Source organism: Exiguobacterium sp. ERU653, from assembly GCF_018617775.1.
Taxonomy (GTDB): Bacteria; Bacillota; Bacilli; order Exiguobacteriales; family Exiguobacteriaceae; genus Exiguobacterium; species Exiguobacterium marinum.
In genome coordinates this window covers 1,644,501-1,657,612 of record NZ_JACSKV010000001.1, presented here as the reverse complement: position 1 = coordinate 1,657,612, position 13,112 = coordinate 1,644,501, and the positions used below count along the sequence as shown (strand labels likewise).

Below are 13,112 nucleotides of genomic sequence, written 5' to 3'. Positions count from 1 at the left end.
AATGGATATGAAAAATAAAAAATGGCCGCGTATCGTGATGTACATCATTCTCGTTTCGTACGCGCTCGTCACACTGTATCCATTCTTATGGGCAGTGCTCGCCTCGTTTAAACCGTATAGTGAGATTGTAGCGGGAGGACTTACGCTTTGGCCGGAGAATCCAACGCTAGCAAACTTTGAACACATCTTTACGAAAGATCCACTTTTTCCACGTTGGATCATGAACTCTTTTTTGATTGCGACGCTCGGTACGATTGTAAACGTCATCTTCAACACGATGGCAGGTTATTCACTTGCACGTCTCCGGTTTCCTGGTCGTAACTACCTATTTTTATTAATATTGGCGGTCATGATGGTACCGGGACAAATCTTGCTCATCCCGAACTACTTGATTATGAGATCGCTTGGTATACTCGACACATATTCCGCATTAATCATTCCCGGAGCCATCAATTTCTCCTATATCTTCTTGATGAGACAGTTCTTTATCAACTTCCCACGTGAAGTAGAAGAAGCTGCACAAGTAGACGGGCTCAATCGATTTCAAACGTTTTGGCGTATCGTTTTCCCGATGGCCCGCGCCTCGGTAGCAACGCAGGCTGTCTTCGTCTTCCTAGGATTTTGGAACGAGTTCTTAAAACCGCTCCTTTATATCACATCACCCGAGAAATATACGCTCACGCTTGGCTTGCAGTCATTCCAAAGCCAGAACGCGACTCAATGGAACTATATTATGGCGGCTTCTGTCGTCAGTATCATTCCGATCATCATTTTGTATATCATGCTGAATAAGTACTTCATGCAAGGTTTACGAATTGGTGGGGATAAATAAGGAGAGTTATGATGAAAGCGTTTATCTTTGATTTAGATGGTGTCATCACCGATAGTGCCGAATATCATTACTTAGCATGGAAAGCGCTCGGCGAAGATTTGGGGATTCCATTTGACCGAGAATTCAATGAGACATTGAAAGGCGTGAGTCGAACTGAATCACTTGAACGGATTTTACGTCTTGGAGGACGTGAGAATGATTTTTCGGTCGAGGAGAAGGGACGACTTGCGACAAAAAAGAATGAACACTATGTATCTCTTATTTCAAACATCACGAGTGCGGACATCTTACCAGGTATTGAGGTGTTCTTAAGCGATTTGAAAGAAGCTGGCTATAAAGTCGGGATGGCGTCTGCATCTAAGAACGCACAGATGGTGACACATCAACTCGGATTACTCGATGCGTTTGACCACATCGTCGACGCGGCGACGGTAACCGATTCGAAGCCGCACCCTGAAGTATTTTTGAAAGCTGCCGCAGCACTCCAAGTCGAACCGAAAGATTGTGTAGGGATTGAGGATGCTGTCGCTGGCATCGAAGCGATTCATGCAGCTGGTATGTTCGCTGTCGGCATCGGAGACCCGGAAGTGTTGACCGAAGCTGAACTCGTCTTTACGGACACGAGTATCCTTACGCTCGATCACGTCTTAGCGCGGATTTAAAACAAAGCCTCGAGTGGTCACGCTCGGGGTTTTTGAATGAGGAGGAGATGAATTGGAACGGATATGGTGGAAAGAGGCGATTGTGTATCAAGTATATTGGCGAAGTTTCTTTGATACAAATGGTGACGGTTACGGTGATTTAGAAGGTGTCCGTCAAAAATTAACGTATATTAAAGAACTCGGTGCGGATGTTGTCTGGCTTAACCCATTTTATGTCTCACCCGATAAAGACAACGGTTATGATATTGCGGACTATTATTGTGTCATGGAAAAAGCGGGGACGATGAGAGACTTTGAGCGTTTGCTCGAAGAAGCGCACACGCTTGGATTGAAAGTCATTTTAGATTTAGTCGTCAATCATACATCTGACCAACATCCTTGGTTCCTTGAAGCAAGGACATCAATCGATTCACCGAAACGAGATTATTATATTTGGCATGATCCTGTTGATTGTAAAGAACCGAATAACTGGCGCTCTTATTTCGCTCCATCATGTTGGGAACATGATGCAAGGACCAATCAGTATTACTATCATTCGTTTGCTGTCGAACAACCCGATCTCAACTGGGAAAATGAAGAATTACGACATGAAATCTATAAAATGATGCGCTTTTGGCTTGATAAAGGGATCGACGGTTTTCGCATGGATGTGATCAACTTACTCGCGAAACGACAAGATTTGTCTGATATCGAGAATCCATATGATTTAAGTTACTTAGCAAATAATCCTGGAATCCATGAGTATCTTCAAGAAATGCATGAGGAAGTGTTAAAACATTATGATTGTATGACAGTCGGTGAGATCCCGTTCGTTACTCCGGAAGAAGGGGTCCTTTATGTAGATGAGACGCGTCATGAGCTAAATACACTGTTTCATTTCCAAATCGCGGATGAGATGCCGTCGTGGGATATGCTCCGTTTCAAAGAAATTCAGCGTGACTGGTATGAGGGATTGAAAGGAAAGGGCTGGAACTCGCAATTCTTAAATAATCACGACCACACGCGTCAAGTGACGCGATATGGTAACGACGCGGAACATCGTATTGCTTCGGCAAAGCTATTGGCCACTTTGACGCACACATTACCTGGCATTCCTTATATCTATCAAGGTGAAGAAATCGGTATGACGGGTGTCACGTTTGATTCGATTGACGACTATCAAGACATTGCGATGAAAAATCGATATGTAGAAGAGGTTGGCAAAGGACAAGATCCAAAAGTGGTGTTGGAAAGCTTGCGCTTGCTCAGTCGCGATAATTCACGAACACCCATGCAGTGGAACAGTTTTCGGGAAGCGGGATTTACGGAAGCGGTCCCTTGGATGACGGTGAATCCGAACTATGTCGATGTAAATGTAGAAGCTGATTTGCTTCGAGAAGATTCAGTGTTTCGATATTATCAAAAATTGATTCAATTAAGGAAATCAAATGAAGCGCTTGTTTATGGAGAGTTTAACGATTTAATTCCAAAAAATAAGTCGCTACATGCATATGAACGCTTTTTAGGACGAGATCGATTTTTAGTGATTCTCAATCATTCGGATGAAGACCATCTTATCCCGGTCTCAACAGAATCCTACTCTCTCGTACTACAAAACCTTGTCAATGAAACCGATCACTTACAGCCGCATGAAGCACGTATATATCAGAAGACCATCGGATGAGATGGTCTTCACGCTTTTTTCTTCGTACCTCGAAACGCGAAGAACATGGCGATGCCAATCCCAATCCCGAGCCACCAGTTGTCGAGTGTAAGACCGAAGACGACAGCGAACACAACAGCGACCGGAATCGATAAGTATCCACGTTGTTCATGATTTGTCACCCTTTCTTTGTCCTGCCATCCTTATTCCCGCAAATGCAATCCTTCATGCAATTCCGAGAACGCTTTCATGAAAATGGCTCAACCATGAGGTTTGTCCAAATAATGAACAGATAAATAAACATGTGAAAAAATGAACAATCTGTCTATTCAAAGGGAAAAACTCTTGCTATATTGTTTATGTGATATTTTTCACAATAAATCAATTCATTCTTTAATGGAGGCATCCTACATGATTACATTTTTCATCGCTTTAGGAATATTATTACTTGGTTATCTCGTATACGGTCGTTACGTCGAGAAGACGTTCGGCATCAAGGAGGAGCGGACGACGCCCGCCTACGCTTCCCGGGATGGCATCGACTACGTGCCAATGGGCAAGAAACGGAATTCGATGATTCAATTACTGAACATCGCCGGCGTCGGACCGATCTTCGGACCGATCATGGGGGCGCTCTATGGACCGGTCGCCTTTCTTTGGATCGTGTTCGGGTCCATCTTTGCCGGGGCGGTTCATGACTATTTGACCGGGATGATTTCCCTTCGGAATAATGGGGCACACTTGCCACAGCTCGCGGAGAAGTTCCTCGGGCGCTCGCTCCGCCATGTCGTCAACGGGTTCGCACTTTTACTTCTCTTACTCGTCGGGACGGTGTTCGTCACGTCTCCGAGTAACATGATCAACAACTTGTTCGACGGGAATGCAACGACGCTCATGTTCGTCATCTTCGGCGTGTTCGCCTACTATATCTTGGCGACGCTTCTCCCGGTCGATAAGATCATCGGACGCATCTACCCGTTCTTCGGGGCATTACTTGTCATCAGTGCCATCGGGATCGCGGTCAGCTTGTTCGCCCAAGGATACAAGATTCCAGAGATGACATTGACGAACATGCATCCGGACGGCCTGCCGGTCTGGCCGCTCCTGTTCTTCACGATCTCGTGCGGGGCGCTCTCCGGTTTCCATGCGACACAGTCGCCGATCATCTCGCGGACGACGATGAAAGAAAGCAACGGCCGCTCCATTTTCTACGGCATGATGATCGCCGAGGCGGTCATCGCGATGGTCTGGGCCGGGGCGGCGATGGCCATCTTCGAGCCGGGCGAATTGCTTGGACTTATCAGCGCGGGGACGCCGGCACTCGTCGTCCAAGAAGTGGCGACACTCATGCTCGGTAGCATCGGCGGGACGCTCGCGATCCTTGGGGTCATCGTCTTGCCGATCACGTCAGGCGACACGGCGTTCCGTAGCGCCCGGATGATCATCGCGGACTACTTGTCGGTCGCACAGAAGAAGTTCTCGTCACGCCTCTGGATCGCGCTCCCACTCTTCGGAATCTCGTACGTGCTCACGAACATGGACTTCCAGATGCTCTGGCAGTACTTCAACTGGGCGAACCAGACGACGGCGGTCATCGCGCTCTTCGTCGGGGCGATGTACCTGTACATTAAAGGGAAGAACCATTACATCGCGCTCCTTCCGGGGACGTTCATGTTGTATGCGGTCTGGTTCTACATCTTGACGGCGCCGATCGGCTTCAAGCTCGATGGGGTCCTGCCGTACGTCATCTCGACACTCGGGACGCTCGTGCTGCTCTTCTTGTTCCATAAGCGGGCACGCGCGATGCGGGCGGCACAGATGGAGTGTGACATTCCAGTGAAAGAAGTCGCATGAAAAAGGTTCGGCTGATCAAAAGTATCAGTCGAACCTTTTCACGTATGGTGGCGTACGAACATAAGAAGATGCGTGACGTGCATGCAGTTCAATCGTGAATGTCGTACCTTCTTCATAAACGGAGTCCGCATGGATTCCCCAACCATGGGCCTCGGCAATTCGCTTACAAATACGTAGACCGAGCCCTGTTCCTTTAATGGTGTGATGGGCTTTCGAATCGACACGATAGTATTCATCAAAGATATATGGGAGTGCATCCGCTGGAATTCCGATTCCTGTGTCAGAGACGGATAAGGTGACGGTACCTGCCTGATCCTCGACCTGTGTGTGCACAGTTCCTCCTTCAGGGGAGTATTTAATCGCATTTCCAATCAGATTATGGAGCATTTGTTTCAGTTTTTCTTCGTCTGCTTGAATATGGATGGGAGGAGCAGCGTAAGTCACTTCATGATTTGGTGACATGGCCTGATAACTCTCCGTGATGTCTTTAAGCAAAGGAAGAAGAGGAAAGGTTGTGACGGCCAGTTGTTCTGCCGAATAATCAATTTTTTGATAATCGAGGAAGTTATCGACGAGTCGATCTAACCGCTCTGCCTCTTCTTTGACATGCCGCAACATTTTGGACGTTTTTTCATTACCATCATGATTGTTCATCAACAATTCAGTATAGCCATGAATGGCAGTCAGAGGAGTACGGAAGTCATGGGACAGTTCAGCGATAAACGCGTTTCTTCGTTCTTCAAAGCGAACGGTCTCGGTTTGGTCACGCCACATGATGAAGACGCCTCTTGGTGTTCGGGTGAAGTTGAAGATCAGGTGTAGCGTCCGGTCATCAAACCGAACGCGTCGTGACGTCATGCTTGGCCATGTCTCGGTCTCGCACTCGAGCAATTCTTGAATCATGTGCGCAACTTGCGCCATATCTGCTCCATGCTCTTCAAAAATTGTATAGAGGAAACGAGTTAACGTTTCCATGGAAGTGAACGATTGTGTCATCATCGAAGGGCACCAGTGACGAAGCAGGTGATTCGTATAAAGACGGTGTTTCGAAAAATCGATATAACATATCGCATCCTGCACTTCTTCCACAACGGAAGCGATGGAGAACGTGTGACGTTCCTGTTTTTGACGAGCGGATCGCTTTTGTACTACCCTACGAAATCGGCGCATCAACCTACCTCCTCGCAATCATTTGTACAGTCGTTCACAACTAGTATACGACATTCGAGCGGGAATCCCTATACAGGCGATAGTCCTAACAGAAACGTACCGAAATTGGGACGGACATGCAAAACACCTCTCCGTTGAGTGAACGGAGAGGTGTTGGGTCATTCGGTCACATTTAATTGTCCCATCATCCCGTTCTCTTCATGCTCGAGGATGTGGCAATGATACATGAACGTGCCGGTTTCGGTGAAGGTAAGTTCAATTTTTACCCGTTCATCAGGAGCGACGGCTACCGTGTCTTTCCAACCTTTCTCATAATCGGCTGGTGGGTTGCCATCTCGACTGATGATTCGGAACTGGACACCGTGAATGTGGAAGGGATGCGTCATCCCGCCCATCATGTCTGGTTTGTTCTCGATTTCCCATATCTCTGTGTCCCCTTGTTTCACTTTTATATCGATTCGGTCTGGATCATACGTATCGCCGTTGATGGACACCATGTTCCCCATCCCGAACAAGGTGAGCTGACGGTCTGTTTTCGTATTCACTGGAGTCGGTGTTTTCTTGCTCGTTGGTATATCGATGGACGCTTTGTCGAGTTCACCAACACGAAACGTAGTGAAAGATACTCCATCAGCCTCTAAGGCGACATCATCTTCTATTTCTGAAAAATCAATTAACACTTCGGCCCGTTCACCTGGTGTCAACGAGATGGTCTTCAAAGAAACCGGTTGTTCCAACAGCCCGCCGTCTGCCGCGATTTGCGTCATGTTTTCCCCATTCGATAGTGTAAAGTCAAAATCGCGCGCGTTCGAACCATTGACAAGGCGGACTCGGAGCGTTTCGGTTTGGACATCAAACGTTGTATTAATGGCTCCGTTCGCAAGAATCGTATCGCCCGTCGTCCCGTCGACGTTCATATGAGCATCGTAGTCAAGTTCACCATCTTTTGTGAAGAGCCGATCCTGTACGATAAGCGGGATGTCGTCGACACCATAGTCATTCGGGAGACCACTCTGTGCATCGTCGGTCACATAAAGAAGACCGGCGAGCCCTTTGTAAACTTGTTCAGCTGTTGCGCCCATCGGATGGGGGTGAAACCAAAGCGTACTCGGCTCTTGGTCGATATCGAGTCGAACTTGTGCACGGTCGCCCGCTGCTATAGCTTGATGCGGCCCTCCGTCCATTTCGGCAGGGATGACAAGACCGTGCCAGTGGAACGTTGTCGGTTCATCCAATCGGTTGATTGTATCAATCACGACTGTCTTTCCTTTTGGGAGCTCGAGCATCGGTCCGAGTAAGTTTCCGTTATATCCAAGCGTTTCTGTCGATTTTCCATTTTGAAAGAACTGTGACGTTCCTTCATCTGCTACTACCGTATAATAGACGGTACTGTCCGTGACGCGGTTTGGTTTCAAGGGGGAGGGAATCGGAAGCGATTGTTCCGGTTCATCAGATGCCTCGATTGCTTGCGTCGTTCCGTGTCCCATCGGTCCGCCATTTCCTGTCATTCCATCGTTGCCCATCATATAATCATCCATCTGTTCAAACGTTGAATTGTTGTCCCACATATGATTCATATTGTTCATGTTCCATCTTCCATTGAATAAGACGAACAGTAGAACTAGAATGATCCCGATCAATATCCCCGTTAATAGGAACCATATTCCTTTTGATTTCATCATTTAACACTCCTTTATCTATCAGTCCTTACTTTGTTTTACCACTTAATTGTGAAAGAAACATGAAAGCCTAAATTCGTTTATCAATATACCGCACAGGGGTATATCATCCGTATAAAGGAGAGGATGAATAATGGAGCATGAACATCACGAACATCATGAACACCATGAAGATAGTCATGATTCTCATCACGGAGGACATGGACATGAACATATGATTGAAGACTTTAAACGGCGCTTTTTTGTTTCGCTCGGTCTGATGATTCCGATCCTCCTGTTGTCGGATATGATTCAAGAATGGCTTCGATTTGAACTTGATTTTCCATTTGAAAAAACAATCTTGTTTGTCTTAGCGACGATTGTGTATGTATACGGTGGATGGCCATTCTTAAAAGGGAGTGTGGATGAGCTGTGGGATCGTAGCCCGGGTATGATGATGCTGATTGGCTTGGCAATCAGTGTCGCTTACTTCTATAGTGCCGCTGTCGTCTTTGGATACGGAAGTGGCCATGACTTCTTTTGGGAACTCGCTTCACTGATTGTGATCATGCTACTCGGTCACTGGATTGAAATGCGTTCGGTCATGGGGGCGTCAAATGCGTTGGAGCAACTCGTCCAACTGTTACCGAACGAGGCGCATCGCATCAACGGGGAAGAGACGGAGGACGTCCCGATCTCTGAGCTTAAAGAAGGAGATCGGATTCTCGTCAAGCCAGGGGAACAGGTTCCGGTAGACGGGAAGATTATCAAAGGGCAGACGACAATCGATGAGTCGATGTTGACAGGTGAATCGGTCCCGGTCGAAAAGTCCGAAGGTGAGGACGTCATCGCAGGTTCCATCAACCAAGAAGGGAGTTTGACGATTGAAACGATCGGTACGGGAGAAACTACGTATTTGTCAAAAGTCATCGAGTTGGTGAGCGAAGCCCAAAAATCGAAGTCACGGGCTCAAAACTTGGCAAACCGTGCGGCGAAATATTTGTTCTACATCGCGATTGCTGCTGGAGTCATCACGTTCACCATCTGGTTCATGCTCGGCTACTCGGTAGGGACGGCGGTCGAACGGATGGTGACGGTCATGGTCATCTCGTGTCCGCATGCACTCGGACTGGCGACACCGCTCGTCGTCGCAGTTTCGACAGCGCTATCGGCGAAACAAGGTCTTCTCATCCGTAATCGGACCCAATTTGAAGAAGCACGTCGACTCGATGCCGTCATCTTTGATAAGACCGGTACGTTGACGGAAGGGAATTTCGGCGTCACGGACGTACAGGCGAGCTCATCTTATACGGAAGAAGACGTGTTACAACTTGCAGGATCGGTTGAGCGTGAGTCGCAACATCCACTCGCACAAGGAGTATTGAGAGAAATAGAAAAACGGGAGTTGAAGCTCTCCGCTGTCGATCATTTTGGCTCCATCACAGGTGTCGGTTTAGAAGGAACGGTTGACGGTGCGCACATACAAGTCGTCAGTCCACGTCATATCCGTGATCAACACATTCAAATCGATGAAGAAACGTTCACGCGATTATCGGAAGAAGGCAAAACCGTCGTCTTTGTCCTGAAGGACGGTGAATGGGTCGGTATGATTGCGATGGCCGATCTAGTACGGGAAGAGGCGAGGGAGACCGTCGAGGCCCTTCGTGAAAAAGGCATCCGCTCCATCATGTTGACGGGGGACAACGAGAAGGTCGCGCATTGGGTCGCGGGTCAGCTCGGTATCGATGACGTGTATGCCGAAGTATTGCCAGACGACAAGGCGAACCAGGTAAAAGACGTCCAGAAAGATGGCAGCAAAGTAGCGATGGTCGGAGATGGGATCAATGATGCCCCGGCCTTAGCGCAAGCTGATGTCGGAATCGCAATCGGGAGCGGGACAGACGTTGCCGTCGAGACGGCAGACATCGTCCTCGTCCGCAGTAATCCGAAAGATGTCCTATCGATTTTGGAACTTTCACAAAACACGTATCGTAAGATGATTCAAAATCTATGGTGGGCCGCTGGTTACAACATCGTCGCCATCCCACTCGCTGCGGGCGTGTTGGCACCAATTGGCATTATCCTATCACCAGCCATCGGTGCCGTTTTGATGAGTCTAAGTACAATCATTGTCGCCATCAACGCCCGACTTTTGAAGATTTAACAAGTTTTTCATCTTTAGCACGTATGCTAGATGGGATGCTAATGATGGAGGGATTGAGATGAAACGAACGTTTATGCTATCACTATTACTGACTCCCCTGCTCTTGTCGGCGTGTGGAGCAGAAGAGGCGCCATCGGATACAAACCAATCAGAAAACGAAACGACAGCGACACAGGACATGTGGCAACGCGTGGGAGCGGATGAAATGGTCTCCCACATCCACGGGGCAGGATTTTGGCAAGACGACGAACGTCCTGTCATCGCAACTCATGCCGGGTTAATGGAATATCGAGAAGACGGTTGGTATACGCTTCCGACAAATCGCCATGACTATATGGGGTTTGAAGTCGTCGAGGATGGATTTTATGCGAGCGGTCACCCCGATCGTCGGACAGATTTCAAAAATCCACTTGGGGTCATGCATGGAAAAAATCATGGGGTGGTACTCGAGAGTCGGTCGCTTGAAGGTGAGGCAGATTTTCACTATATGAGCGCCGGTTATGCCACAGGTACACTCTACGTTTATCTGGAAGAAGCGACCTCGGAGCTAGAACCGGGATTTTATCGTTCCATCGATGGTGGGAGCTCATTTGAACCGATGCAGGTGCAAGGAATAGAGGAAGCGCAAGTGGCAGGTATCGTCGCCGATGCGACGGATGCGGAGCGCGTCTTCTTGTACGGGCCGTCCGGCATCCTCGTTTCGAATGACTCTGGAGATTCGTTCGAGCCACTTGTTGAAGCAGAACAAGTTGTCACGGTCGGAGCGGATGAGGGGCAGTTGGCCTACGTACGACAGACAGATGGTTCTTTCGAAGGGGTTCGTTTCAACTTAGACGATGAGTCGACAGAGACGTTCAACCTTCCAGAGCTTCAAGCGGATGCTGTGCCAATCAAATTGGCAGTCAAAGAGGAGCGCATGTTGCTCGTCACATCGGATAACAGCGTATATGAGTTTACAGACGGGGAATGGGAGATGCGCCTCGACAAAGGTGAGCTCAACTGATCAAAAGACGCCTTTCCATTAAAGGATAGGCGTCTTTTTGTCGAGTGGAAGCATGATGGTGAAAGAAGTGCCCGATGCGTCAGACGTGACTGTCAATTCTCCGCCGTGACGGTTGACGATTTGGTCAGCGATGGCGAGTCCGAGTCCACTGCCACCGGTCTGTCGGGACCGTGATTTTTCCACACGATACAGGCGGTCAAAAATGTGAGGTAAATCTTTTTCAGGAATGCCTTTCCCATTGTCTGTAATGGTCAGGATCAGGTGAGTGTCCGTGACGTTTGAGCGTAGGGAGACATGAGAGGCCTCACTATGTTCAATCGCATTATGGGCGATGGAGCGGAAGACTTGGAGCATCCGGTGCCGATCCAATGTAAGAGCGATGTCTTGTTGTCCCGTGTTCGGTGCAGCATCGAAGTGAATCGTCGTCATCCGGAACATCGTATCGAGCATTCGACGTAAGTCCGCACAAAACGTCGTGACGGTCACTTCTTCTCGGTGCAACAAGAATGTGTTTTCATCGAGCTGTGCCAATTGAAACGCATTTTCGACGAGCTCTGTGAGCGACCGGCTCTCATCTAAAATCGTTTGAATCGACTGTTTGCGTAATGATTCGGGCGTGCCTTCTTTCGAAGCGATTTCGGCGTAACCCCTCAAGTAAGTGAGAGGGGTCTTGATTTCATGCGATAGGTCGGATAAAAACTGACGACGTTCCCGCCGTAGTCTTGATAGTTCCACTGACATCGATTCGATGGCACGCGCTAATTCACCGATTTCGTCGACACGATTCGTCGGTAACCGTAAATCGTCTGGGTTTGTCAATACGTTCTCCGTTGCTTGTTTCAATGATTGAATTGGTTTTGAAATCAATCGACTCAAGAGGATGAACGTCAAGACGGTCGTTACGAGCGCGATCGCCGTGATATATAGGAATCGCCACTGGAGCCGATGGCTAATTCCATGAATGATTTCGGTCGGTAAAAACATATAGACGTATCCATACCGTCTGTCGGTATCATCTGTGATTGGCGTACGAACGCTCAAATACGGTTCGTTTTCCCAGTCGTCCTCTAGGACAGTCGTGTCGTCGAAGGGGCCAGTTTGTTTTTTAGAATCGACTGTATCGGCAAGGACTTGGGGAAAGAAGCGTGAAGTCTGAAGAAGATGATGCGTGGGATCAGTGATGGCGACTTTCGTATCGGTCTCACTTTCCATGGTCGCTACATGATCAATCGTCTCTTCGGAAAAATTCATTGCTAATACGCTCGCATGGCTCTCGGCCCGAGATTCGAGGCGATTGATTTCTTCTACAACGCGTTCGCCGAGAAGCGTGTGATAGAGGAGAAGAAACAACACACCTTCAATCAATAGGGTTGATAGGAGAAAGACGAGGCTGATGCGAAACGGTAGACTGTTACGACTTCGCTTCATCCGGAACGCTCCTCGGTCCATCGATATCCACGTCCCCATACCGTCTTTAAATAATCATCAATCGGAAATCCTGCATCTCCTAACTTTTCTCGAATCATACGAATATGCGCATCAACTGTGCGAGGGTCGGATTCTGCAAAGTAGGGCCAGACGAGATCAAATAAATCTAGGCGATTGAAGAGTCGATTCGGGTGCTGAAGGAACAGTTTCAAGATGGCCGTCGCTTTCGGTGTGAGGACAATCTCTTGTTCTTCATACAAAACGCGTCCGCTCTCCTCATCGTAACGAAGTGGTCCGTATTGGATGTTGACGACACGGGTCCGGCGTAAGACGGCGCGAATACGGGCGAGGAGCACGTTCCCATCGAACGGTTTGGTGACGTAATCATCCGCTCCGGCATCTAATCCCTGGATGGTCGTTTCATTGTCTGAACGTGCCGTCAATAAGACGACAGGTAATGCCGGGTCCATCGTCTTTAACTGACGACAAAGTGAGATCCCATCTACTTTTGGCATCATAATATCTAAAAGGACGAGATCCGGACGCTCTTCGATTTTGTCGAGTGCGGAACGAGCATCGCTCGCCTCGATGCAAGAGTACCCGTCACCCTCAAGAAACAGACGAATCAAATGTCTCATCTTTTCTTCATCGTCTACAATGAGAATCTTCATCTTGTACTCCTCCTTTCTTTACTCCTAT

The 13,112-nt window shown here is 48.2% G+C and carries 11 protein-coding genes; 6 read left to right on the top strand and 5 right to left on the bottom strand.

Annotated elements, in window-relative coordinates:
• Positions 1-7 precede the first annotated feature (7 nt).
• From KNO95_RS08370 to KNO95_RS08360, 3 genes are read left to right on the top strand one after another with little or no spacing between them, the layout of a single operon-like run.
• Entirely contained in the window at positions 8-832 is an 825-nt protein-coding gene (locus tag KNO95_RS08370) for a carbohydrate ABC transporter permease (protein ID WP_214878685.1), read from the top strand.
• A gap of 11 nt (positions 833-843) precedes the next feature.
• Positions 844-1,494 carry a beta-phosphoglucomutase gene (pgmB, locus tag KNO95_RS08365; RefSeq protein WP_026825138.1) on the top strand — a complete coding sequence of 217 codons (651 nt, stop codon included), beginning with the start codon at positions 844-846 and terminating at the stop codon, positions 1,492-1,494.
• Between the two features lie 52 nt (positions 1,495-1,546).
• The gene (locus tag KNO95_RS08360; RefSeq protein WP_214878683.1) at positions 1,547-3,157 is read left to right on the top strand and encodes a glycoside hydrolase family 13 protein; all 1,611 of its coding nucleotides are present in this window, start codon (positions 1,547-1,549) and stop codon (positions 3,155-3,157) included.
• Between the two features lie 8 nt (positions 3,158-3,165).
• On the opposite strand, the gene KNO95_RS08355 is transcribed toward KNO95_RS08360, so the two are convergent.
• Complete coding sequence (locus KNO95_RS08355) at positions 3,166-3,318, bottom strand: hypothetical protein (RefSeq protein WP_214878681.1); 153 nt, start codon at positions 3,316-3,318, stop codon at positions 3,166-3,168.
• Positions 3,319-3,547: 229 nt separating this feature from the next.
• Between KNO95_RS08355 and KNO95_RS08350 the strand changes: the two genes are divergently transcribed.
• Complete coding sequence (locus KNO95_RS08350; protein WP_214878679.1) at positions 3,548-4,990, top strand: carbon starvation CstA family protein; 1,443 nt, start codon at positions 3,548-3,550, stop codon at positions 4,988-4,990.
• A gap of 24 nt (positions 4,991-5,014) precedes the next feature.
• On the opposite strand, the gene KNO95_RS08345 is transcribed toward KNO95_RS08350, so the two are convergent.
• Positions 5,015-6,160: a sensor histidine kinase gene (locus KNO95_RS08345; protein ID WP_214878677.1), complete on the bottom strand. Its 1,146-nt coding sequence runs from the start codon at positions 6,158-6,160 to the stop codon at positions 5,015-5,017.
• Between the two features lie 158 nt (positions 6,161-6,318).
• Positions 6,319-7,839 (bottom strand): multicopper oxidase family protein, encoded by a 1,521-nt coding sequence (locus KNO95_RS08340; protein WP_214703197.1) that lies wholly within the window; start codon positions 7,837-7,839, stop codon positions 6,319-6,321.
• 133 nt (positions 7,840-7,972) lie between these two features.
• Here KNO95_RS08340 and KNO95_RS08335 point away from each other — a divergent pair, with 133 nt between their 5' ends.
• Positions 7,973-9,982, top strand: a complete 2,010-nt coding sequence (locus KNO95_RS08335) for a heavy metal translocating P-type ATPase (protein ID WP_251129296.1) — start codon at positions 7,973-7,975, stop codon at positions 9,980-9,982.
• Positions 9,983-10,040: 58 nt separating this feature from the next.
• Complete coding sequence (locus tag KNO95_RS08330; protein WP_214878675.1) at positions 10,041-10,985, top strand: F510_1955 family glycosylhydrolase; 945 nt, start codon at positions 10,041-10,043, stop codon at positions 10,983-10,985.
• Between the two features lie 18 nt (positions 10,986-11,003).
• On the opposite strand, the gene KNO95_RS08325 is transcribed toward KNO95_RS08330, so the two are convergent.
• Together KNO95_RS08325 and KNO95_RS08320 are read right to left on the bottom strand one after the other, a co-directional pair.
• Positions 11,004-12,413, bottom strand: a complete 1,410-nt coding sequence (locus KNO95_RS08325) for a sensor histidine kinase (protein WP_214878673.1) — start codon at positions 12,411-12,413, stop codon at positions 11,004-11,006.
• On the bottom strand, positions 12,410-13,084 hold the full coding sequence (locus KNO95_RS08320; protein WP_214878671.1) for a response regulator transcription factor: 675 nt from the start codon (positions 13,082-13,084) through the stop codon (positions 12,410-12,412). Before KNO95_RS08320 ends, KNO95_RS08325 begins: the two co-directional genes overlap by 4 nt.
• Positions 13,085-13,112: the final 28 nt, after the last annotated feature.

What these genes read in the sequence shown, in the direction of transcription:
- KNO95_RS08320 (WP_214878671.1), bottom strand. Translation starts at nt 13,084, where the DNA reads ATGAAGATTCTCATTGTAGACGATGAAGAAAAGATGAGACATTTGATT.
- pgmB (WP_026825138.1), top strand. Translation starts at nt 844, where the DNA reads ATGAAAGCGTTTATCTTTGATTTAGATGGTGTCATCACCGATAGTGCC.
- KNO95_RS08345 (WP_214878677.1), bottom strand. Translation starts at nt 6,160, where the DNA reads ATGCGCCGATTTCGTAGGGTAGTACAAAAGCGATCCGCTCGTCAAAAA.
- KNO95_RS08340 (WP_214703197.1), bottom strand. Translation starts at nt 7,839, where the DNA reads ATGAAATCAAAAGGAATATGGTTCCTATTAACGGGGATATTGATCGGG.
- KNO95_RS08330 (WP_214878675.1), top strand. Translation starts at nt 10,041, where the DNA reads ATGAAACGAACGTTTATGCTATCACTATTACTGACTCCCCTGCTCTTG.
- KNO95_RS08335 (WP_251129296.1), top strand. Translation starts at nt 7,973, where the DNA reads ATGGAGCATGAACATCACGAACATCATGAACACCATGAAGATAGTCAT.
- KNO95_RS08350 (WP_214878679.1), top strand. Translation starts at nt 3,548, where the DNA reads ATGATTACATTTTTCATCGCTTTAGGAATATTATTACTTGGTTATCTC.
- KNO95_RS08370 (WP_214878685.1), top strand. Translation starts at nt 8, where the DNA reads ATGAAAAATAAAAAATGGCCGCGTATCGTGATGTACATCATTCTCGTT.
- KNO95_RS08325 (WP_214878673.1), bottom strand. Translation starts at nt 12,413, where the DNA reads ATGAAGCGAAGTCGTAACAGTCTACCGTTTCGCATCAGCCTCGTCTTT.